The 21,605-nt window shown below is 73.9% G+C and carries 22 protein-coding genes; 13 read left to right on the plus strand and 9 right to left on the minus strand.

The window, feature by feature from the left end:
- Positions 1-26 precede the first annotated feature (26 nt).
- From DDP54_RS02615 to mtrA, 3 genes are read right to left on the minus strand one after another with little or no spacing between them, the layout of a single operon-like run.
- Positions 27-1,745 (minus strand): LpqB family beta-propeller domain-containing protein, encoded by a 1,719-nt coding sequence (locus tag DDP54_RS02615; RefSeq protein WP_109130433.1) that lies wholly within the window; start codon positions 1,743-1,745, stop codon positions 27-29.
- Entirely contained in the window at positions 1,742-3,466 is a 1,725-nt protein-coding gene (mtrB, locus tag DDP54_RS02620; RefSeq protein WP_242448176.1) for an MtrAB system histidine kinase MtrB, read from the minus strand. The genes DDP54_RS02615 and mtrB overlap by 4 nt, the downstream gene beginning before the upstream one ends.
- Positions 3,463-4,146, minus strand: a complete 684-nt coding sequence (gene mtrA / locus DDP54_RS02625) for an MtrAB system response regulator MtrA (RefSeq protein ID WP_109130434.1) — start codon at positions 4,144-4,146, stop codon at positions 3,463-3,465. Before mtrA ends, mtrB begins: the two co-directional genes overlap by 4 nt.
- 259 nt (positions 4,147-4,405) lie before the next feature.
- Here mtrA and DDP54_RS02630 point away from each other — a divergent pair, with 259 nt between their 5' ends.
- The 6 genes from DDP54_RS02630 (at position 4,406) to DDP54_RS02655 (ending at position 11,156) form a co-directional block, all read left to right on the plus strand.
- Entirely contained in the window at positions 4,406-5,644 is a 1,239-nt protein-coding gene (locus tag DDP54_RS02630; RefSeq protein ID WP_109130435.1) for a hypothetical protein, read from the plus strand.
- A complete protein-coding gene (locus DDP54_RS02635; protein ID WP_109130436.1) occupies positions 5,641-6,324 on the plus strand; it encodes a DUF4129 domain-containing protein in 684 nt (227 codons plus the stop codon). The genes DDP54_RS02630 and DDP54_RS02635 overlap by 4 nt, the downstream gene beginning before the upstream one ends.
- Before the next feature lie 11 nt (positions 6,325-6,335).
- The gene (locus tag DDP54_RS02640; RefSeq protein WP_109132297.1) at positions 6,336-7,523 is read left to right on the plus strand and encodes a DUF4350 domain-containing protein; all 1,188 of its coding nucleotides are present in this window, start codon (positions 6,336-6,338) and stop codon (positions 7,521-7,523) included.
- Between the two features lie 68 nt (positions 7,524-7,591).
- Positions 7,592-8,581: a MoxR family ATPase gene (locus DDP54_RS02645; protein WP_109132298.1), complete on the plus strand. Its 990-nt coding sequence runs from the start codon at positions 7,592-7,594 to the stop codon at positions 8,579-8,581.
- Positions 8,582-8,584: 3 nt separating this feature from the next.
- A complete protein-coding gene (locus DDP54_RS02650; protein WP_109130437.1) occupies positions 8,585-9,877 on the plus strand; it encodes a DUF58 domain-containing protein in 1,293 nt (430 codons plus the stop codon).
- Positions 9,878-9,956: 79 nt separating this feature from the next.
- Positions 9,957-11,156, plus strand: coding sequence for a winged helix DNA-binding domain-containing protein (locus tag DDP54_RS02655; protein WP_109130438.1), 1,200 nt, complete (start codon positions 9,957-9,959; stop codon positions 11,154-11,156).
- A gap of 120 nt (positions 11,157-11,276) precedes the next feature.
- Here DDP54_RS02655 and DDP54_RS02660 read toward each other — a convergent pair whose 3' ends face one another.
- Positions 11,277-12,266 (minus strand): stage II sporulation protein M, encoded by a 990-nt coding sequence (locus DDP54_RS02660; RefSeq protein WP_109130439.1) that lies wholly within the window; start codon positions 12,264-12,266, stop codon positions 11,277-11,279.
- 98 nt (positions 12,267-12,364) lie between these two features.
- Between DDP54_RS02660 and DDP54_RS02665 the strand changes: the two genes are divergently transcribed.
- The 4 genes from DDP54_RS02665 to DDP54_RS02680 all read left to right on the plus strand — a co-directional run bounded on the left by DDP54_RS02665 (position 12,365) and on the right by DDP54_RS02680 (position 16,002).
- Positions 12,365-13,183 carry an RDD family protein gene (locus DDP54_RS02665; RefSeq protein WP_109130440.1) on the plus strand — a complete coding sequence of 273 codons (819 nt, stop codon included), beginning with the start codon at positions 12,365-12,367 and terminating at the stop codon, positions 13,181-13,183.
- Between the two features lie 4 nt (positions 13,184-13,187).
- Positions 13,188-14,852 (plus strand): ABC-F family ATP-binding cassette domain-containing protein, encoded by a 1,665-nt coding sequence (locus tag DDP54_RS02670; protein ID WP_109130441.1) that lies wholly within the window; start codon positions 13,188-13,190, stop codon positions 14,850-14,852.
- Positions 14,853-14,980: 128 nt separating this feature from the next.
- Positions 14,981-15,565 carry a hypothetical protein gene (locus tag DDP54_RS02675; protein WP_109130442.1) on the plus strand — a complete coding sequence of 195 codons (585 nt, stop codon included), beginning with the start codon at positions 14,981-14,983 and terminating at the stop codon, positions 15,563-15,565.
- Complete coding sequence (locus tag DDP54_RS02680; protein WP_146192343.1) at positions 15,562-16,002, plus strand: hypothetical protein; 441 nt, start codon at positions 15,562-15,564, stop codon at positions 16,000-16,002. Before DDP54_RS02675 ends, DDP54_RS02680 begins: the two co-directional genes overlap by 4 nt.
- Here DDP54_RS02680 and DDP54_RS02685 read toward each other — a convergent pair.
- The 5 genes from DDP54_RS02685 to DDP54_RS02705 form a co-directional block, all read right to left on the minus strand.
- Positions 15,975-16,937: a cation diffusion facilitator family transporter gene (locus DDP54_RS02685; protein ID WP_109130444.1), complete on the minus strand. Its 963-nt coding sequence runs from the start codon at positions 16,935-16,937 to the stop codon at positions 15,975-15,977. The genes DDP54_RS02680 and DDP54_RS02685 overlap by 28 nt on opposite strands.
- Positions 16,938-17,012: 75 nt before the next feature.
- The gene (locus DDP54_RS02690) at positions 17,013-17,231 is read right to left on the minus strand and encodes a hypothetical protein (RefSeq protein WP_109130445.1); all 219 of its coding nucleotides are present in this window, start codon (positions 17,229-17,231) and stop codon (positions 17,013-17,015) included.
- A 1-nt stretch (position 17,232) separates the two neighbouring features.
- Positions 17,233-18,729, minus strand: a complete 1,497-nt coding sequence (locus DDP54_RS02695; protein WP_242448177.1) for a phosphomannomutase/phosphoglucomutase — start codon at positions 18,727-18,729, stop codon at positions 17,233-17,235.
- A 16-nt stretch (positions 18,730-18,745) separates the two neighbouring features.
- A complete protein-coding gene (locus DDP54_RS02700; RefSeq protein WP_109130447.1) occupies positions 18,746-19,057 on the minus strand; it encodes a hypothetical protein in 312 nt (103 codons plus the stop codon).
- Between the two features lie 4 nt (positions 19,058-19,061).
- Positions 19,062-19,457 carry a DUF3499 domain-containing protein gene (locus tag DDP54_RS02705; RefSeq protein WP_109130448.1) on the minus strand — a complete coding sequence of 132 codons (396 nt, stop codon included), beginning with the start codon at positions 19,455-19,457 and terminating at the stop codon, positions 19,062-19,064.
- 63 nt (positions 19,458-19,520) lie between these two features.
- On the opposite strand from DDP54_RS02705, the gene DDP54_RS02710 reads away from it, so the two are divergent.
- The 3 genes from DDP54_RS02710 (at position 19,521) to DDP54_RS02720 (ending at position 21,562) form a co-directional block, all read left to right on the plus strand.
- The gene (locus tag DDP54_RS02710) at positions 19,521-19,973 is read left to right on the plus strand and encodes a metallopeptidase family protein (protein ID WP_197711290.1); all 453 of its coding nucleotides are present in this window, start codon (positions 19,521-19,523) and stop codon (positions 19,971-19,973) included.
- Between the two features lie 11 nt (positions 19,974-19,984).
- Positions 19,985-20,851 carry a glycosyltransferase family 2 protein gene (locus DDP54_RS02715; protein ID WP_109130449.1) on the plus strand — a complete coding sequence of 289 codons (867 nt, stop codon included), beginning with the start codon at positions 19,985-19,987 and terminating at the stop codon, positions 20,849-20,851.
- Between the two features lie 165 nt (positions 20,852-21,016).
- Positions 21,017-21,562 (plus strand): hypothetical protein, encoded by a 546-nt coding sequence (locus DDP54_RS02720; protein ID WP_109130450.1) that lies wholly within the window; start codon positions 21,017-21,019, stop codon positions 21,560-21,562.
- Positions 21,563-21,605: the final 43 nt, after the last annotated feature.

The raw sequence follows: 21,605 nt of genomic DNA on the forward strand, positions 1-21,605 counted from the left end.
GCCGGGTCGACTCGGCCCTGCAGGTCTCAGCCCGGCAGGTACGGGTCCCGCGCACCCGTCGAGGCAACCACCCAGCTCTGCCCGGACCGCCAGAACAGCTGCCCGTCGGAGGTCGCTGCGTACAGCGCGCGCTCACCCTTGCCGCCGGCGATCGTCACCGCGTCCTCGAGGGTGGGCAGGGCGCGCGTCTGCCCGGCGAGCGGCACGAGGTGGTAGGCCGCGGCAGTCGCCGCTCCGGATCGGCCGAGGACGCCGAGGGTCGAGTCGTCGACCCAGACGACGCGGGTCGCATCGACGAGCGTGGAGCCGACACCCAGCGCCGCGCCGAGCTGCTGCGGTCGGTCCTTGTCGTCCCGCATCACGGCCGCGACGTCGAGCGTGAGGCCGTCCGGCCCGCTGGACACGACCGCGATCCGGGTGCCGTCCCGCGAGACCCGCAACGACCGCACCGTCCGTCCCACGAGCCAGTCGGCGCCCACGGAGACGAGCTGCCCGTCGGCCCTGACCGCGTCGAGCGAGCCGGTCGCCCCGGTGTGCGCCGTCCACGCCCAGCCGAGCCGGTCCACCGACGGCGCCACGAGCCCCGGCGCCTGGAGCAGAGCCTTCGCGGGCGCGTCGACGGTGGGCGCCAGCACCAGCGAGTCGGTGCCCGACAGCAGGACGCGCAACGTGCCGGCCTCGTCGCGCGCAGGGTCGTGAGCCGCCAGACCGGCCAGCGAGCCCACGCCGTCGACGGGCACCAGCGCGCCCTTCGACATCGTCGTCAGGACGTCGCCCTGCAGAGCCTCGAGCGGCTCGTCGGAGGCGATACCCCTCTCCAGCACGGCCGGCGTCGTCGTGAGCGGGACACCTCCCGCCGTGACCTCGACCCCGCTCACGCGGGGGATCCGGAGCGTCGCCTCGATCTGCGCGAGCAGCAGGGCGCGTTCGTCCGCATCGGCCAGGGCCGCCCCCGACAGGCCCACCACGGCCGTGCCGTCGGCAGCGATCGGCACGGCGTCCGGGGTGAGCTCGACGCTGTCCGGGACCGCCGTCCGCACACCGTCCCGAAGCCACGCCGACGGGCCTGCGAGCAGTGCCTGCACGACCGACGTCGCGAGGTTGCGCACCGGGAACCACCGGACGTCGGGCACGAGGTAGCTGTTGTCCGGAGACAGGAAGTAGATCGCGGCCGACCGGTACACCTGCTCGAAGCTCGGTGCGGACAGCACGACGCCGTCGTCGAGCACCGAGATCCGCCACTGCCCGGAGCTGTCCTCGACGAGGTCGAAGACCAGCGACTCCTGGGCTCCCGGCACCGCCTCGGCGTACTGGCCGTTCGCGTCGATCCGTGCCGCCACGGTGAGCTTGACCTGGACCTGCGTGTCGGAGACCAGCGTGATCTCGGGGATCGACGACGTCGGGTACACCACGACGCGCTCGCGCGGTCGCCAGGTGCCGCGGGCCTCCCCAGCGAGGTACTCGCGCGCGACGCTGAAGTCGTTGTTCACGTCGGCGCTCGGGTCGCGGCTGAAGCCGGCCGCGCTCGCCGTGAGGAACCCCTGGACGATCGCCACCGGCCCCGCGCCGGGGTCGGGCCGCTCACCGAGCGGGCTGAGCGGGCCGGGCTCGCTCACCTCGTTGACGCCGACACCGACCGCGCCCGACGTGGGGATCGCCGCGCACGCACCGAGGAGCACCACCACGAGCGCCGCGACCAGGGGAAGCACGGCGGTGCGGCGGACAGGCCTGCGCGTGGTGGTCATCGGGCGTCCAGGTGGTCGAGGTCGGTGTCCGGCTCGAGGTCGGGCAGGGCGGCCGGATCGGCCCCCGTGCGTTCGACGGGGGCTGCGACGTCCGGCGGCCGCGCGGGCTCGAGCGGCAGCGGCGACCCGGTCAGCCGGATCCCGGCGCGCCGTGGCAGCGTGAGCCGGAAGCACGCACCCTGCGCCGGGCGGCTCCAGACCTCGAGCCAGCCGCCGTGCAGGTGCGCGTCCTCGAGCGAGATGGCGAGCCCGAGCCCCGAGCCGCCGGTCGTCCTCGCCCGCGCCGGGTCGGCGCGCCAGAACCGGTCGAAGACGTGCTCGCTCTCCTCGCGCGTCATCCCGACCCCCGTGTCGCGCACCGTGACCGCGACCGCCTCGGCATCGGCTGCCAGGGTGACCTCGACCGTCGTGCCCTCCGCGTGCTCGATCGCGTTGACCAGCAAGTTGCGCAAGATGCGTTCGACCCGACGAGGGTCGATGTCGGCCTGGCAGCGCTGCTCCGGCAGGACGACGCTCAGCCACGAACCCTTGCGCTCCGCGAGCGGGACGGACTGCTCGACCACAGCGGTCACGGCATCGCGCACGTCCCGGCCCTCGGCGTCGAGCACGGCCGCACCGGCGTCGAACCTGCTGATCTCCAGGAGGTCGACGAGCAGGTCTTCGAACCGGTCGATCTGCATGAGCAGCAGCTCGGCCGACCGCTTGATCCCGGGCTCGAAGTCGGCGCGCGAGGCGTGCAGCACCTCCCCCGCCATGCGGATGGTCGTGAGCGGGGTGCGCAGCTCATGGGACACGTCGGACACGAAGCGGCGCTGGAGCGCACCGAGCTGCTCCATGCGGATGATCTGCTCCTGGAGGCTCTCCGCCATCTCGTTGAACGAACGGCCCAGGGTCGCGAGCTCGTCCTGACCGCGCACCGGCATGCGCTCCTCGAGGTGACCGTCTGCGAGGCGCTCCGCGACCTCCGCCGCGATCCGGACGGGCCGGACGACCTGCCGGGTGACGATCCAGGTCATCGTGCCGAGCAGCACCACGAGCGCGGCCCCCGCGATCGCGAGCATCCGCTGGAGGAACGCGAGCCGCTCCTGCTCGGACTGCAGGCTGTACAGGAAGTAGAGCTCGTAGGTGCCCGCCACGGGGACGGTGACCGTCTGGCCGACCACGACCGCAGGCTCGACCCTCGGCGCGCCGGCCTCGGTGACCGTCGCGGACGGCCACGCGGCCGACTGCCAGCGCTGCCCCTTGCCCGCCTGCGTCTGCGCGCGCAGGTCCGGGCCGATCAACGAGACGAGGCTCGAGTCCGATGCCATCGGGATCACCAGGACAGGCATGGCCTGACCGGGAGCCCGGAGCATGAAGACCTCGCGATCGCCCGAGCCGCCCGAGCTGAGCGCCAGGACGACGTCGTTGATGAGCTGCTGGACCTCGGTCGAGGTGGTCGCCGTCGACGAGTCGAAGGTCGCCTGCGCCTGCTGGGTGCCGCGGGCGCTCTCCTCGAGCACCTGGTCGACACGTTGCGTGAACAGCCCGTTGCGGATCCGGTCGGACAGGTACACACCGAGGCCGGCGAGGGTCGCGAGACCGATCGCGAGGGTCGTGGCGATGACGCGCAGCTGCAGCGAGGAGCGCCAGGAGCGAGCGAATGCCCGCGGTCGGCGGGCGAGCCGGACGCGGATGAGGCGCCACGCCCGTCGCGCGCGCGCTGACCCCGTCGCACTCACTGCGGCGTGACGCCCGCCTTGTACCCGACGCCGCGGACGGTGACGACGATCTCGGGCCGCTCCGGGTCCGCCTCGATCTTCGAGCGCAGGCGCTGCACGTGCACGTTCACGAGGCGCGTGTCGGCCGCGTGCCGGTAGCCCCAGACGCGTTCCAGGAGCACCTCGCGCGTGAAGACCTGCCACGGCTTGCGTGCGAGAGCCACGAGGAGGTCGAACTCCAGGGGTGTCAGCGAGATCGGGGTGCCGGAGCGCGTGACCCGGTGGCCCGTGACGTCGATCGTCAGGTCACCGATCCCCAGGTGCTCGGGCGCCGGGTCGTCGCTGCGCCGCAGCCGCGCGCGCACCCGCGCGATGAGCTCCTTGGGCTTGAACGGCTTCGAGATGTAGTCGTCCGCCCCCGACTCGAGCCCCAGGACGACGTCGACGGTGTCCGTCTTGGCCGTGAGCATGACGATCGGCACACCCGACTCGGCCCGGATCAGCCGGCACACCTCGGTGCCGTCCTTGCCCGGGAGCATCAGGTCGAGCAGCACCAGATCTGGCTGCGACGCCCGGAACACGGCCAGCGCACCGTCGCCGTCCGCGCAGAACACCGGCTCGAACCCCTCCGAGCGCAGCACGATCCCGATCATCTCCGCCAGCGCGGTGTCGTCGTCGACGACGAGCACTCGACCCTTCATGCGCACATGATCGCATCGCGTACCCGATCCATGGGGACGTCCGGGCGCAGATCACCCCTCCGCGCGGCCCGAGCGGCCCGAACTCACCCCGGCGTCGGCGTCGGACGAGGCAGCAGCAACCCCGGCGCCGGCGCAGCACGGCGTGGCACGATGTGCCGGTCGGGCCGGATCGAACCTCGACAGGCCGACAGCGGCACGCCAGGGCGTCGGACCTGCGAAGATCCACGATGGAGCCGACCACGAACCAGGAGCACCCGCGATGACCACCCCGCACGAGGACACGCCCCGGCCGCCGGGCTGGGCGCTCCCGAACCCGAGCAGCCCTCCGCCTGGTGGGCCGGGCGCTGCTGCGCCGGGAGCAGGGCCGGTCGGACCGCCTGCTCCGGGTGGACCAGCGGCGCCGGGTGTCCCACCGGCGCCAGGGTGGGGACCGGCCCCCGGGTCCACGCAGCCACCCGGCTGGGGGCCCGCCCCCGGCTACGGAGGGCCCGGCTACGGTGGCCCCGGCTACGGTCAGCCCGGCCCGCCCTCGGGGTACGGGGTCCCGGCCTGGCGTCCCCCGGCCCTGCAGCCCGGCATCGTCCCGCTGCGCCCCCTGGGTCTCGGCGAGATCCTCGACGGGTCCTTCCGCGCGATCCGGGCGAACCCGCGCGTGATGTTCGGCCTCAGCGCGGCGGTCGTGGCGGTCGTCGTCGCGATCCAGGCCGTCCTGACCTGGTACGTCGGCGGGCTGATCGCGGGCGCGCTCGACGACCTCGCGCGATCCGCGGACCCGACCGGCGAGCTCGGGCTCGCGGACCAGTTCGGGCCGTCGTTGGCGACCATCCTCACCACACCGTTCGTCGCGCTCGCGACGACCCTCCTGACCGGCCTGCTGATCGTGTCCGTGAGCCGGTCGGTCATCGGCCAGAAGATCAGCGTCGGTGAGGTCAACCGGATCGCGCGCGGGCGCATCTGGTGGGTGGTCGGCTTCACGGTGCTGCTCGGGCTCGCCTGGTCCGTCGCCTTCGCCCTGTACGGCGGCTCGATCGCGCTGCTCGCCAGCCAGGAGCAGTGGGGCGCGCTCGCCGCCGTCGCGCTCGCCGGCGGGCTCGCGCTCGCGGTCGGGGTCGTGTGGGTCACCGTGCGGACGCTGCTCGTCCCGGCCGCACTCATGCTCGAAGGGGCTCGGTTCTGGGCCACCGTCCGGCGGGCCTGGCTCCTCACCCGGGGCAGCTTCTGGCGGCTGTTCGGCATCTACCTGCTCGTGCAGGTGATCGTCGGCGTCGTCGCCTCGATCATCGTCTACCCGGTCACCCTCCTGTCGATGGTCCTGTTCCAGGACCCGACGATGACCTCGTTCGGGCAGATCGCGCTCACCTCGGCCGGCTCCGTCGTCGCGCAGACGCTGTCGACCGTGTTCTCCGCCGCGGTCATCGCGCTGCTCTACATCGACGTGCGCATGCGCCGTGAGGGCCTCGACGTCGAGCTGGCGCGGGCCGCAGAGACGGCCGCGTGAGCGACCGGCTCCTCGCGTTCGTCGCGTCCGCTGTCCCGGTGACCCCGGGCGCGGACGAGGCGCGCTCATGGCTCGAGGACGAGCTGCTCGATCCCGTGTACCACCGCAGCCGCAGCCTCCTGCAGCGCTTCCTCGACTGGCTCCAGCAGCAGTTCGAGGGAGCGCCGCGGTTCGGCGCCCCGTCGCTGGTCGTCGCGGCCGTCGTCGTCGGCGTCCTGCTGGTCGTCGCCGTGCTCGCGTTCTGGGTGGCCGGTCCGGTGCGCCGCTCCCGCCGGGTGCGCGCCGCCGGCGCGCTGCGCGCAGGGGACGACCGTCGCACGGCTGCTGAGCTCCGGGCCGCCGCCGACGAGGCCGCGAACCAGGGTCGTTGGGGCCTCGCCGTCGCCGAACGGTTCCGTGCGATCGTGCGCGACCTGGAGCAGCGCACGGTGCTCGACGACCGACCGGGTCGAACCGCTGACGAGGCGGTCGACGCCGCGGCAGCGCGACTGCCCGAGCTGGACGCGGACCTGCGCCGCGCGGCGCGCCGGTTCGACGACGTGGTCTACGGCGACGGGCCCGCCGACGCCACCGACGACACGTGGCTGCGTGGTCTCGACGACTCCGTCGCGCGCGCCAGGGTGTCGGCGGGGATCTCGACACCGTCCGAGGCAGGCACGCACGGCGGGGGGCCGACGTGAACGCGGCGACCGTGACCGGTCCCGCTCCGGTCGTCGGCGACGGCACGACGGCGCGGACCCGGGCCCGCAGCCGATGGCGGCGCGCGCGCTGGCCGCTGGCAGTCGTCGGCGTCATCCTGCTCACCGCTCTGCTCGCGGCGCTGCCCGAGCCGCGCACCTCGTCCACCCCGCTCGCCCCGGACAACCCGCAGGGCATCGGTGCGCGCGCCGTCGCCCAGGTGCTCGGACGGCAGGGCGTCACCATCGACTACGTGCGCACGACGGCGTCGGCGACGGCGCACGCGACGGCCGGAACGACACTCCTCGTGACGAGCGACTACCTGCTGGGCCCCGACCAGATCGACCGTCTCGCGCAGACGGGCGCCGACCTGGTCCTGCTCGCGCCCGGCTACCTGCTCGACGCCGTGACCGACGCCGCCACGACGTCCTGGGCCCCCGACGCGGTCTCGACCGCGCCGCGGACGCCGCAGTGCGCCGACCCCGACGCGCAGGCCGCGGGCACCATGTCCGGCACCGCGGACGGGTTCGAGGCGCTCGGGCCGTCCGCGACCGTCTGCTTCCCGGCCGCGACCGAGCAGCGGAGCAACGGCGCCTACCTCGTCGTCGAGGGCACCCGGCGCATCACGGCGTTCGCCGACGCGAGCGTGGTGAGCAACGACCGCATCACCGACGACGGCAACGCCGCGCTCGTCCTGCGGGCGCTCGGCCGCCACGAGCACCTCACCTGGTACGTCCCGTCGCTGGCTGACACCGGCTCGGACACGATGACCGGCCCGTCGCTCACCGATCTGCTGCCCCCTGTCGCACCGGTGCTGGCGCTCGAGCTGCTGCTCATCGCGGTCGTCGCCGGGGTCTGGCGCGCGCGACGGCTCGGTCGGGTCGTCACCGAGCCGCTGCCCGTCACGGTGCGGTCGGCCGAGACGACGCGCGGTCGCGGCCGCCTGTACCGTCGGTCCCGCTCGTACGGCCATGCGGCCGCAGCGCTGCGGGCCGGTGCCGCGACGCGGGCGGCCGCGCGGGTCGGGCTGCCCCGGACGGCGGGCGCCCCCGCGGTCATCGACGCCCTCGCCCGCGCGACCGGTCGACCGAGCAACGAGGTCGCCGCACTGCTGTACGGACCACCACCGACCGACGATGTCGGGCTGGCACAGCTGGCCCGCAGGCTCGACGAGCTGGAGAGCGAGGTTCACCGATCGTGACCGAGGAACACCCGAAGACCCCGTGGCCGACCGTGCACGACACGAGCGGGGTCGCCCTGTCCCCTGCCATGTCGCCCGCCCTGTCGCCCGCCACCGGTCCGACACCGTCGCAAGAGCTGCGCGACGCGCTCGGCGCCGTCCGGGCCGAGGTCGCGAAGGCGGTCGTCGGGCAGGACGCCGCCGTCACCGGTCTGGTCATCGCGCTCCTGTGCCGCGGCCACGTGCTGCTCGAGGGGGTGCCGGGCGTCGCCAAGACGCTGCTCGTGCGCTCGCTCTCGGCAGCGCTCGACCTCGACACCAAGAGGGTGCAGTTCACCCCGGACCTCATGCCGGGCGACGTGACGGGCTCGCTCGTGTACGACGCGCGGACCGCCGAGTTCTCCTTCCGCGCGGGCCCGGTGTTCACCAACCTGCTGCTGGCCGACGAGATCAACCGGACGCCGCCGAAGACCCAGGCGTCGCTGCTCGAGGCGATGGAGGAGCGACAGGTCACCGTCGACGGTCTGCCGCGCGCTCTGCCGGACCCGTTCCTCGTCATCGCGACGCAGAACCCCATCGAGTACGAGGGGACCTACTCGCTCCCCGAGGCGCAGCTCGACCGGTTCCTGCTCAAGCTCACGCTGCCGCTGCCCGAGCGCGACCAGGAGATCGAGATCCTCGCTCGGCATGCCGGCGGGTTCGACCCGCGCAACCTCGCCGGGGCCGGGGTCAGGCCCGCGGCCGGCGTCGACGTGCTCGCCCGGGCCCGCGCCGAGGTGGCTCGGGTGCAGATCTCGCGCGAGGTCCTCGGGTACACGGTCGACGTGTGCCGGGCGACCCGCCAGTCGCCGTCCCTCTCGCTCGGGGTGTCCCCGCGTGGCGCCACCGCGCTGCTTGCGACGTCCCGCGCGTGGGCGTGGCTCTCCGGCCGTGGGTACGTCACTCCCGACGACGTCAAGGCGCTCGCGCACCCGACCCTCCGGCACCGGGTCCAGCTGCGCGCCGAGGCGGAGCTCGAGGGTGTCAGCACCGAGAGCGTGCTCGACACGGTGCTCGCCTCCGTGCCGGTCCCCCGCTGAGCCGTGGCGATCACCTGGCGGGCCGTCGCGCTCGCCGCGCTCGGGATCGCGGCCGTGCTCGTCGTGCCCGTTCCTGGCACGGTGCTGCTCTGGGCAGTCGTCGTCGCGATCGCGTGCGCCCTCGACGCCGGCCTGGCTGCCTCCCCGCGGCTCGTGGCGGTGACGCGCACCGTGCCCGGCTCGGTCCGGCTCACCCAGCCGGCGACGTCGACCGTGACTGTCACCAACGTCGGCCCGCGGAGGTTGCGCGCGACGGTCCGCGACGCGTGGCAGCCGTCGGCCGGTGCCGGCCCCAACAGGCACCAGGTCGACGTCCCGCCCGGCGACGGTCGCCGACTGGTGACGTCGCTCGTCCCGACGCGTCGCGGCGACCGGCACGCCGACCGCGTGACGATCCGCACGGTCGGACCGCTCGGGCTCGCAGGGCGCCAGGTCTCGCTCGACGTGCCCGCGACGTTACGCGTGCTGCCCGAGTTCGCCTCCCGGCGGCACCTCCCGAGCAGGCTCGCGCGGCTGCGTGAGCTCGATGGGCGCGCGGCCGTGCAGCTGCGAGGTGCGGGGACCGAGTTCGACTCGCTGCGCGAGTACGTCATCGGTGACGACGTCCGGTCGATCGACTGGCGCGCGACGGCCCGCCGTAACGACGTCGTCGTGCGGACGTGGCGCCCGGAGCGCGACCGCCGCGTGCTGATCGTGCTCGACACCTCCCGCACCTCGGCCGCCCGCGTGCTCGACGCCCCGCGCCTCGACGCGTCGATCGAAGCCGCGCTGCTGCTCGCCGCTCTCGCCTCCCGTGCCGGTGACCGCGTCGAGCTCGTCGCGTTCGACCGGCGGGTGCGCGCCAGGGTCGCGGGCGTGAGCGGTCCACGTCTCATGCCCGCGATCGCCGACGCGCTGGCCGGCGTCGAGCCCACGCTCGTCGAGACCGACTGGCCGGGTGCCGTCGAGGTCGTCCGTGCGCGACTGACCCAACGCTCGCTGGTGGTGCTCCTGACCACCCTCGAGCCTGCGGCGGTCGAGCAGGGCCTGCTCGGCGTGGTCGGGCAGCTCACGGAACGCCACCGCGTCGTGCTCGCCTCGGTCCGCGACCCCGAGGTCGAGGAGCTGCGCACCGGTCGCCGCGACGCTGCCGAGGTGTTCGACGCCGCAGCCGCCGAGCGCGCGGGGCTTGAGCGTGCCGCGGTCGGTGTGCGGCTGCGGCAGCGTGGCGTCGAGATCGTCGACGCACTGCCCGACGACCTGGCCCCGCGGCTCGCCGACACCTACCTCGCGCTCAAGGCTGCCGGGCGCCTGTAGCCGGGCCCGCCGCTCGCCAGCGGGGCGCCATCCGGCGGCGAGCCGTGCCGGTGTCAGGGCCGCTCGGTAACGTCGCGGTGTGCCGACGGTCGATGCCCCGCTCCTGACCCGCGCCGCGCTGAACCGTGCGCTGCTCGCGCGCCAGCACCTGCTCGCGCGCGCCACCGGGCCGGCCCTCGACCTCGTCGACCACCTGGTCGGCCTGCAGGCGCAGAACCCGCCGAGCCCGTACACGGCCCTCTGGAGCCGCCTCGAGGGCTTCCGGCACGCTGACATCGGTGCGGCTCTCGAGAGCCGCCGAGCCGCGCGGATCGCCGTCATGCGCGGCACGATCCACCTCGTGACTGCCGCGGACGCGCTCGTGCTCCCCGGCCTGGCGTCGCCCCTGTACGCCCGTGACCTGCGCTTCAACACCCAGCACGGCGCCGGGTTGCGGCAGCTGGAGCTTGCCGAGCTGACGAACGCGGCCCGTGCGCTCGTGGAGGAGTCGCCCCGGACCACGACCGAGCTCGGCCGACTGCTCGCCGAACGGTGGCCCCGCGTCGCGCCCACGACGCTCGCCTACGGAGCGCGCGGAACCCTTCCGCTCGTCCAGGTGCCGCCGCGCGGGGTGTGGCGGCAGTCCGGAGCGACGACGTGGACGACGGCGGACGCCTGGTTCGGACCGGCCGCCGTGGAGAGCGCGCCCGACCTCACCGACCCGGACGCGCGCGCCGCCGAGCTCGAGCGGCTCGTGCTGCGGTTCCTCGCGGCCTTCGGCCCGGCGAGCGTGGCCGACGTCCAGCAGTGGTCGGGGCTCGGTGGCCTGCGGTCGGTGGTCGATCAGCTCCGTGACCGGCTCGTGACGTTCAGGGCCGAGCCGGGTCCCGGCTCGGCGACCGGTCGGGAGCTGTTCGACCTGCCCGACGCCCCGCGCCCCGACCCCGCGGTCGACGCGCCGATCAGGTTCCTGCCGGACCTGGACAACCTGCTCCTCGCGCACGCCGACCGGACGCGCGTGATCTCCGAGGAGCATCGACGGCGCCTCACCAGCCTCAACGGCGGGCTCCCCGGCTCGTTCCTCGCAGACGGGCGTGTCGCGGGGACGTGGACGGTCACGCGCGAACGCGTCGACACCGGACAGGTGCGTCCTCGTCGCGAGCTCGCGACGCTGGAGCTGCGCCCCTTCGACGCGCTCGACGCCACGACGAGCCGCGCGGTGACGGCCGAGGGCGAAGGCCTCGTGCGCTTCGTCGCGGACGACGCGGCCGACCATCGTGTGCGGGTGGTGCCGCCCTGACCGGACCGCGGCGCCGCGGTCCGGGCCGCTGCCAGGCCGCGTCGAGGTGGGGCGCCGCTGCGGTGAGCCAGCGTTGCGGTGATCCTCCGCTGCGGTGAGCCGGTCCTGCTGCCGATACGGCTACGCGGCGACCGCGAGCGAGTACCCGGCCTGGTCCGCCTCGAGGTCACCGGTCTCGCCGTCCGCAGCCGCGCGGCGGCCGAGCACGAGCACGTAGGTCCAGAACGCCGCGAGCGCCACCGCCCCGATCGCGATCTTGACCACCCACGGGAGCGCCGACCCCGTGACAAACCCCTCGATCACCCCCGAGACCGCCAGGACGCCGACGAGACCGAGCGCGACGGTGAACAGCGCCCGGCCCTCCTCGGCGAGCGCGCGGGTCCGGGTGCGCGGCCCCGGTGCGACCCACGTCCAGAACAGCCGCAGCCCCGCGGCGATCGAGACGAAGATCGCCGTGAGCTCAAGCATGCCGTGCGGGGCGATGAGCTGGAGGAAGATCGGGAGCTCGCCGTGCGCGGCCATCATCCCGCCGGTCGCGCCGACGTTCACCGCGTTGTTGACCAGGACGAACACCGGCATGACGCCCGTGATCCCGAGCCCGACGCCCTGCGCCGCGATCCACGCGTTGTTGGTCCACACCATCGCGGCGAACCCGGCGCCCGGGGCGTAGTACGACGCGAAGGCGTTGTCGACGTACTCCTTCTGCTCGCTCGGCGTCCCCATGGCCGCGAGCGCGTCGGGCTGGGTCGCGACCCAGACCCCGGCGACGACAGCCAGCGCCACGCTCGCCACGGTGACCGCGAGCGTCCACCAGCGGATCCGGTAGAGGGCCGCCGGCAGCGAGACGACGAGGAACCGGGCCACGTCACGCCAGGCGGGTTCGTGGGCGCCGGCGATCTGGGCACGCGCGCGCGCGATCAGCTGGGACAGCCGCGTGACGGTCTCGGGGTCCGGCGCGCTCGAGCGCACCGTCGACAGGTCGGTCGCCGCCGCCTGGTAGAGCCGCACGAGCTCGTCCGCCTCGGCACCGGTCAGCCTGCGCCGTCGGGCGAGCTCGTCGAGCCGCGCCCAGGAGCCCGCGCGCACGGCGGTGAAGGCATCGAGGTCCACGCCCGATACCCTGCCACAGCGCGGTCCCGCGCATCCGCGCTCCGGTCACCTCCGTGCTCCGGGAGTGCGGGCACCGCACGACTCGGAGAGGGAGACCGATGGACGAGGGCATCGTCACCGGCGAGGGCGTGCTGCTCGACACGCGACCGACGTCGTTCGCCTCCCGCTTCCTCGCGTCTCTCATCGACGTTGCGGTGCTTGCGGTCGTGGGTATCGCTGTCGTCATCGTGGCCTCCCAGACGGCGCTGAACCTGACCTCGAACGGCGCACGGATCCTGTCCGTCGTGCTCATCGCCGTCGTCACCGTCGTCGTGCCGACCACCGTCGAGACCGCGACGCGCGGCCGCTCGCTCGGCAAGCTCGCGATGGGCATCCGGATCGTGCGCGACGACGGCGGCCCCGTCCGGTTCCGGCAGGCCTTCATCCGCGCGCTGGTGGGTGTGGGCGAGCTGTGGTTGACGGTCGGCTCGGTCGCGCTGATCTGCTCGCTCGTGCACCCGCAGGGCAAGCGCGTCGGCGACGTGCTCGCGGGCACGTACGCGATCCGGCTCCGCGGACGGGCACCGACCCGCGCCACGATCGACATGCCGCCCCAGCTCGCCGGGTGGGCGCGCACCGCGGACGTGCGCCGGCTCCCCGACGGTCTCGCACTCAGCGTCCGGCAGTTCCTCGGGCGCACGAGCACGCTGCACCCGGCCTCCCGCGTGCAGCTCGGGACCGACCTCGCGACGCAGGTCGCCCGGTACGTCGCTCCGCTGCCGCCAGCAGGGACGCACCCCGAGTACTTTCTCGCCGCGGTGCTCGCCGAGCGGCGCGACCGGGAGCACGCCGCCGCACTCCGGGCGGAGCAGCGTGATGCCGCGGAGAGCGCCATGCTCGCGCGCCTGCCGCACGCCGTCCCCGACCCGGTGGACTGACGCCATGACCGCAACCCTCGTCGGCCGCGGCCTCGCCGTCCTACTCGCCGACCGCACGCTCTTCTCCGGGCTGGACCTCGTGGTCGCCCCGGGTGACGTCGTCGGGCTCGTCGGCGCGAACGGTGCCGGCAAGTCGACCCTGCTGCGGCTCCTCGCCGGGCTCCGGGCGCCCGACGACGGGTCGGTGAGCCTGTCCCCCGCGCACGCCCTGGTGGGCTGGCTGCCGCAGGAGACCGAGCGCATCCCGGGAGAGTCGGTCGCGGCCCACCTCGCGCGTCGCACCGGGGTGAGCGCCGCGCAGCACGCGCTCGACGAGAGCGCCGCCGGCCTGGCCGAGGGCGTCCCCGGTGCCGACGACGCCTACTCCGTCGCGTTCGACCGCTGGATGATGATCGGGGCCGCCGACCTCGAGGAACGGACCGGCGCGGTGCTCGCCGACCTGGGCCTCGACGTGGACCCCTCCCACCCGATGACGGGGCTCTCCGGTGGGCAGGCGGCCCGCGTCGGCCTCGCGGCGCTGCTCCTGTCCCGGTTCGACGTCCTGCTGCTCGACGAGCCGACCAACGACCTCGACCTCGACGGTCTTGCCCGGCTCGAGTCGTTCGTCAGCGCGCAGCGGGCCGGGATCGTCGTCGTGAGCCACGACCGCGAGTTCCTGGCCCGGTGCGTCACCAGCGTCGTCGAGCTCGACCTCGCGCAGCAGCAGGTCGCGGTGTACGGGGGCGGGTACGACGCCTACCTCGAGGAGCGCGCCCGCGCACGGCAGCACGCGCGCGAGGAGTACGACGAGTACGCCGACCGTCGCTCGTCCCTCGAGGCCCGCGGTCGCATGCAGCGCGGCTGGATGGACAAGGGCGTGCGCAACGCCGTCCGCAAGGCGAGCGACCCGGACAAGCTCCTGCGCAACGCCCGCCGCGAGGGCTCGGAGAAGCAGGCCGCCAAGGCCCGGCAGACCGACCGGATGATCGAACGGCTCGAGGAGGTCGCCGAGCCGCGGAAGGAGTGGGAGCTGCAGTACGAGATCGCCGCCGCACCACGCAGCTCGAGCGTCGTCGCGACGCTGCGGGGAGCCGTCGTGCGCCTCGGCGAACGGGGAGACGGGGGCGACGCCTTCACCCTCGGTCCGATCGACCTGCAGGTCGACGCGGGTGACCGGATCGCCATCACCGGTGTCAACGGGTCGGGCAAGAGCACGCTGCTCCATGCGCTCCTCGGGCGTGCACCGCTCACCGCGGGGGCTGCCTCGCTCGGTTCGAGCGTCGCGATCGGTGAGGTCGACCAGGCACGGGCGCAGCTCGACGCCGGGGCCCAGTCACCGCTGCTCGAGGCGTTCGCGCGCGCGCTGCCCGACTGGCCGGACGGCGACGTCCGGACGCTGCTCGCGAAGTTCGGCCTGCGCGCGGCGCACGTGCTCCGACCGGTCACGACGCTCTCGCCGGGCGAACGGACCCGCGCGGCCCTCGCGCTCCTCCAGGCCCGCGGCGTGAACCTGCTGGTGCTCGACGAACCGACGAACCACCTCGACCTGCCCGCCATCGAGCAGCTCGAGGCGGCGCTCGAGGGCTACACCGGGACCCTGCTGCTCGTCACGCACGACCGGCGGATGCTCGACGCCGTGAGCGTCAACCGTCGCTGGGTCGTCGATGCGGGCAGCGTCAGCGAGGTCTGAGCCCGCCGACGACCGGCCAGCGGCGCCGCGTCGGGCCGCCGCCGCTCGACGTCACACGGATGTCACACGGGCGCCGCGCAGGGGTAACTGCGTTGGTAGATGCTCGTGGCCTCGGCAAGGAGGCGGACATGGAGCTCGAACCGGACGTGACGACCCGACAGGTCGCGTTCCTCACGCACAGCTTGCTGAACCCGGCCGCGGACGCGGGCCGGCACCCCGCGTCGCGGGGACCCGTGCTGCCCGTCGTGAGCACGCTGCGCGACCTCGGGTGCGAGCTGGTCCAGCTGCCGGCCGCCGAGGTCGGCCATCTCGGCGTGCGACGGTGGTGGCAGTCCCGCGAGATGCTCGACACCCCCGGGTTCCGGGCGCACTGCCGGCGGCTGGCCGGGCCCGTCCTGCGGCAGGTGGAGCAGTTCCGGGCCGCGGGGTACGACGCGGTGGTCATCGGCGTCGACGGCAGCCCGTCGTGCGGGGTTCGGACCACCTCGGGAGAGGCCGGCTGGGGCGGTCGGCCGACCACCGTCGACGACCCGGTCCCGGTGCCGGGCGAGGGGGTCTGGATCGAGGTGCTGCGCACGGCGTTCGCCGAGGCCGGCCTGCCGTTCCCCCGCGCGACCGGGTTCGACGTCGGCCTCCCCGACACGGAGGTGCCCTTCGCCGTGCACGAGCTGCGACGGTTCATGCGCCAGTCCGCCACGAGGTTCGCCGGATGAGCCTGCCTGGTGGTGTGGCCGGGCGTGGCGTCGCCCTCGTCCCCGACTGCCTGGTCAACCCGGACGCGCCCCGATACGCCCACCTCGAGCTCGCCCCACCGGACATTCTCACGATCCTGAGCCGGTGCGGGTTCGGGCTGCTGCAGCTCCCGTCGCACGTCGCTGGCGACCCCGAGGAGGGCCAGGGGGTCACCGGGCTCGCCCGGGATGCCGTCGACTACGCGCGTGCCGGGTACGCGGTCGTCGTCCTGGCCGTGGCCACGGTGCCCGACGGGGCCGTGTGGCGACCGGCGCTGCGGCGCGAGCTGGCCCGCTGGGGCGCCGAGCCGCTCCCCGAGCTCGTGCTGGACGCCTCCGGGTTCCCGGGTTCGGTCGTCGAGACCTTCCTCACCGGACAGCTGGCCCGGCGTCAGAGGGTGCCGGTGCCGCCCGCCTGAACGGCGTCGTCCGCGGTGGCGCCCGCGACTCGCCGCAGGTCCGGCTCGAGGTAGATGACCCGGGCGATCGGGACCGCCGCGCGTACGCGCTGCTCGGCCACATCGATCGCCAGCGCGACCTGCGCGGCCGTCTCGGCGCCGTCGACCTCGATCTTCGCCGCGACCAGCAGCTCCTCGGGGCCCAGGTGCAGGGTGCGCAGGTGGATCACGGAGACCACGCCCTCACCCAGAAGGGCGGCCTCGATCGCGCGGACGTCGTCCGCCGTGGCGGACTCCCCGAGCAGCAACGACTTCGTCTCGAGCGCGAGGACGACCGCGATGACGACGAGCAGCACACCGATGCTGGCGGTGCCCGCGGCGTCCCAGCGGCCGTCCCCGGTGACGAGCGTCATGCTCACGCCGCCGAGCGCGAAGATCAGGCCGACGAGCGCGCCGGCGTCCTCCAGCAGGACGACGGGAAGCTCCGGAGCCTTGGCCGTCCGGATGAACTGGACCCACGACAGCCCGCCGCGGGTCCGGTTGGACTCGTGGATCGCGGTGCGGAACGAGAACCCCTCCATGCCGATCGCCGCGACGAGCACCGCGAGCGCGACCCACTGCCACGACTCGATCGGGTGCGGGTCGGCCCACTTGTGCCAGGCCTCGTACAGCGCGAACAGGCCGCCGATGCTGAACAGCACGATCGAGACGATGAACGCGTAGAGGTAGCGCTCGCGTCCGTACCCGAACGGGTGCGCCTCATCCGCCTCGCGCCGCGCCCGCCGGCCGCCGACGAGCAGCAGCAGCTGGTTGCCCGAGTCGGCGAACGAGTGCACGGACTCGGCGAGCATCGAGCTCGAGCCGGTCAGGAAGAACGCGACCAGCTTCGTCGCTGCGATGCCGAGGTTCGCGCCGAGCGCCGCGATGATCGCCCTGCTACCGCCGTCGTGGGCCATGGGATTCTCCTGTCAGCACCGACGGGCAGTCGGGCGAGGTTCGGTGCGGGCGAGGTTCGTGCGGGCGGGGTGGGCTCAGCGGGTGAGCGGGCGGGCGTCGTCGGCGAGGAGCACCGGGATGCCGTCGCGCACCGGGTAGGCCAGCGGGTTGTCGGGGTCGGTCGAGTGCAGCTCGGGCGACCCGTCGGGCCCGACGCCGTCGACCAGCTCGGCGCCCGTGACCGGGCACCGCAGGATGTCACGCAGCCACGGCTCGAGACGCGGTGTGCCCTCGCGAGCGTCGTTCGATGTCATGTCAGATCCCTTCGGTCAGGCCGGTGCGCACGAGCGCGAGGACGTCGTCGCGCACCTTGACCATGATGTCCTCGTCGGCGGCCTCGACGTTGAGCCGCAGCAGCGGCTCGGTGTTGGACGCCCTGAGGTTGAACCACCACTGGGGCGAGGTGCCCCAGTGCGAGACGGTCAGCCCGTCGAGCTCGTCGACCTCGACCGGCCCGGCGCCCTGGTCGGTCACGTACGCCTGCACGACGCGTGCGCGCGCCGCAGGGACGTCCGCGACCCGGGAGTTGATCTCGCCGCTCGCCGAGTATGGCTGGTACAGCTCGGCGAGGGCGGACAAGGGGTGCGGCTGGCCACCGAGGGCCGCGAGGACGTGCAGCGCCGCGAGCATGCCCGTGTCCGCGAAGAAGAAGTCGCGGAAGTAGTAGTGCGCGCTGTGCTCACCGCCGAACACGGCGTCGTGCTGCGCCATCTCGGCCTTGATGAACGAGTGCCCGACCCGCGTGCGCACCACGGTGGCACCCGCAGCGCGTGCCAGGTCCGCCACGACGCGGGAGGTGATGAGGTTGTGGATGATGGTCGGCGTGCGGCCCGCAGCCCGCTCCCGGGCGATCTCCCGCAGCCCGACGAGCGCGGTGATCGCCGACGGGCTCACCGGGTCGCCGTGCTCGTCGACCACGAAGCAGCGGTCCGCGTCACCGTCGAACGCGAGCCCGAGGTCCGCGCCGTGCGCGACGACGGCGGCCTGCAGGTCGAGCAGGTTCGCGGGCTCGAGCGGGTTCGCCTCATGGTTCGGGAACGTGCCGTCGAGCTCGAAGTACAGCGGGACGACGTCGAGCGGCAGCGCTGGCAGGCCCGCGCCTGTCCCGAGCACGGCCGGGGCGGTGAACCCCGCCATGCCGTTGCCCGCGTCCACGACGACCTTGAGCGGGCGGATGGCGGACAGGTCCACGAGCGAGCGCAGGAACCCCGCGTAGTCCGCGAGCAGGTCGCGCTCCGTGACGCTGCCCGCAACGCCGTCGTCGGGCAGCGCGGGGACGCCGCGAGCGAGGTGCTGCGCGGCGAGGTCACGGATGGCGGCCAGGCCGGAGTCCTGACCGACCGGGCGCGCACCCGCGCGGCACATCTTGATGCCGTTGTACTGCGCCGGGTTGTGGCTCGCGGTGAACATCGCGCCGGGGACGTCCAGCAGCCCCGACGCGTAGTACAGACCGTCCGTCGATGCCAGCCCGGTGAGCGTGACGTCGACCCCGCGCGAGGTCAGTCCGTCGGTGAACGCCACGACGAGCTCAGGACCCGACGCACGCATGTCGTGGGCGATGACGGCCTGCGGACGCAGGCCCGTTGAAGACTCGGGGACGACGACGACGTCGGCGAAGGCGGCGCCGATCGCCCGCGCGACCTCGGGGCTCAGCTGGTCGGGGACGACGCCGCGCACGTCGTAGGCCTTGATGAGGTCCGACAGGTCACGCGAAGGCCCTGCGGCAGCGGTCACTGCGTCGTTCGTGGGCACGCGGCAACTTTACTGGTCACCGCTTGGCGCTGCGCTCGAGCACGTCCTCGCGGGTCAGCTCCTGACCTGTCCCGTCGAGCGCGAACCAGGTCCGCTCCTCGCACTGGTGGCACGACACGAAGACGACGGGGGTGCCGTCACCGAGCACCATCCGCAGCTGCGTGAGCAGCGTCCCCCGGCACGACCGGCACTCCGACCCGCCCGGGCCGGCCAGGTCGTCACCCTGGATGAGGGAGCCCAACGGCTCCGTCGCGACTACCGGCTTGCGTGCCCGCGGCTTGCGGCCGGGCTCGTCCGAGGCCGCTGCGCCGCTCCTCGTGGACGTCACGGGCTCAGCCCTCGTCCCCGCGCAGGATGCGCAGGTGCCCGCGACGAGGTGCACTGCCCTCGGCGAGCGCCGAGGCCGGTGCGAGCCGTCCCGCGGGCTCGACGACTGCAGGTCGGGCGGTCGCGCGCGGCCGGCCGGCCTCGCGGACCGCGTCGGCCAACGCGAGCAGGTCGTCCTTGCTCGGGCCCACCTCGACGAAGTCGGGCGTCAACCGCACGACCTCCCAGCCCCGGGGCGCGGTCAGCCGCGCGGCATGCTCCGTGCACAGGTCGTAGGAGTGCGGCTCGGCTGTGGTCGAGAGCGGACCGAGGACCGCGGTCGAGTCCGCGTACACATAGGTCAAGGTGGCGACGGCCGACCGGACGCACGCCGGGCGCGAACACTGCCGGACGGATCTCACAGGCTGACGGTACCGCCGCGCGCGCGACCGCAGTGCACGGCCACGCCGCGTTACAGTGCCGAGGTGAGCTCCCCCGTCCCCCACGAGCCCGTCGAGCCGCGCCCGGTCCGGCGCCGCGACCGGCGTGGGCGCGGTCCGCGCGGACCTCTGCTGCCCGCGACGGTGCCCGCGTACCGGTCGCGCGCGCGGCGGTTCGACGAGCTCGTCCTGGGTGCGGTCGACGGGCTCGAGAAGCAGTGGTCGCGCCAGCTCGAGGGCACCGAGTTCGCCGTCGAGGACGTCCCGCCGTCCAACCCCGCGCCCTGGGAGCGCGGCGGGGTCCCGCTCGGCCGGTACTTCCCTGCGGACGCCGGGCTCCCTGCTCGCATCGTCGTGTACCGCCGCCCGCTCGAGACCCGCGCGCTCGACCACGACGACCTCGCTGACCTCGTGCACGACGTCGTCGTCGAACAGGTCGCGCACCTCCTCGGCCGGTCGCCCGACGACGTGGACCCGGGCTACTCCGACGGGCACTAACCTGGACGACGATGAGCACCGCCGGACCGACCCATCCCCGCGCAGTCCGCGTCGTCTGCGTCGTCTACCACCCCGGACCTGAGCTCGAGGCGTTCGCTGCCTCGATCGGACAGGCCACGACGGCGCCCCTCGAGCTGGTCCTCGTCGACAACGGCACCGACGACAGCGAGTCCCGACGGGTGGCCCAGGCGCACGGCGGTCGCGTCGTGGCGCCCGGGGGCAACCTGGGGTACGGCGTCGCGGCGAACCTCGGCGCCCACGGGGCCACCCAGCCGTGGATCGTCGTCGTCAACCCGGACATCGTCTGGCACCCCGGGTCGCTCGACCTGCTCCTCGACGCCGCCGACCGGCTCCCCCGGGCCGGCGCGCTCGGACCCGCGCTGCTCAACACCGACGGAACCGTCTACCCGTCCGCCCGCGAGCTGCCGTCCCTCACCCAGGGAGCCGGGCACGCGCTGTTCGGCCGAGTCTGGCCGGGAAACCCGTGGACGCGCGCCTACCAGCGCCGCCAGCAGCAGGTCGGGACCGAGCGGACCGCAGGCTGGCTGTCCGGTGCGTGCCTCCTGCTGCGCCGGGAGGCTTTCGAGGCGGTCGGGGGGTTCGACCCGTCGTACTTCATGTTCTTCGAGGACCTCGACCTCGGCGAGCGGCTCGGGCGAGCGGGGTGGAACAACGTGTACGTCCCGTCCGCGCAGGTCACGCACGTGGGCGGGACCTCCTGGCGCGAGCGCCCCGCAACGATGATCTCGGCGCACCACGCGAGCGCCACGCGCTACCTGACCGGGCGCTACGACCGATGGTTCGAGTGGCCGGTGCGGGTCGCGCTGCGCATCGGGCTGAAGGTCCGCGAGCTCGTGGAGCTGCGCGCCGCGCGGTGACCCCTCGTGACGCGGGTCGTGGTCCGTTTCGTGTCGATTTCGTGACGTACCGGCGATAGCCTGGCAGGGCAGCACGGCGACGCCGGAACCCCTGCGCCGGCCGCGTCGGCCGTGGTGGCCGAACCGGTCGCACGGACTGCACCTGAGTGGACAGAGGGTGCCGCGATGAAGCGGTTCATGAGGGTCCTGCTCGTCGTCCTGCTCGCGGCCACCGGAGTGACGCTCGCCTCCCCCGCCGATGCGTCCCCGTACTGCGGCATTCGCTGGGGCTCGCTCACCAAGACCGACCCCGCCATGTCGAGCGCGCCGATGACCGCCGTCCGCACCGGCCGCCACGCGTGCTACGACAGGCTGGTCATCGACGTCGCCGGCCCGGCGGGTGGCTACACGGTCGGCTACGTCAGCCAGGTCGCTGCGGAGGGCTCGGGCCTCGCGATCGCCCTGCGCGGGCGTGCGTTCCTGCAGATCGTCGTCCACGACCCGGCGTACGACGTCAACACCGGCACCGCGACGTACACACCGGCCAACCCCAAGGAGCTCGCCAAGGTCGCCACGTACCGGACCTTCCGGCAAGTCGCGTGGGGCGGCTCGTTCGAGGGCTACACGACGATCGGGCTGGGCACGCGTGCACGCCTGCCGTTCCGGGTCTTCACCCTCGACGGCCCCGGCACCGGCTCGCGGATCGTGGTGGACGTCGCGCACCGCTGGTGACCTGCCCGCTCGTCCGACCGGCGTCGGCTGAGCGGTGAAGGCA

This window comes from Cellulomonas sp. WB94, assembly GCF_003115775.1.
Taxonomy (GTDB): domain Bacteria; phylum Actinomycetota; class Actinomycetes; order Actinomycetales; family Cellulomonadaceae; genus Cellulomonas_A.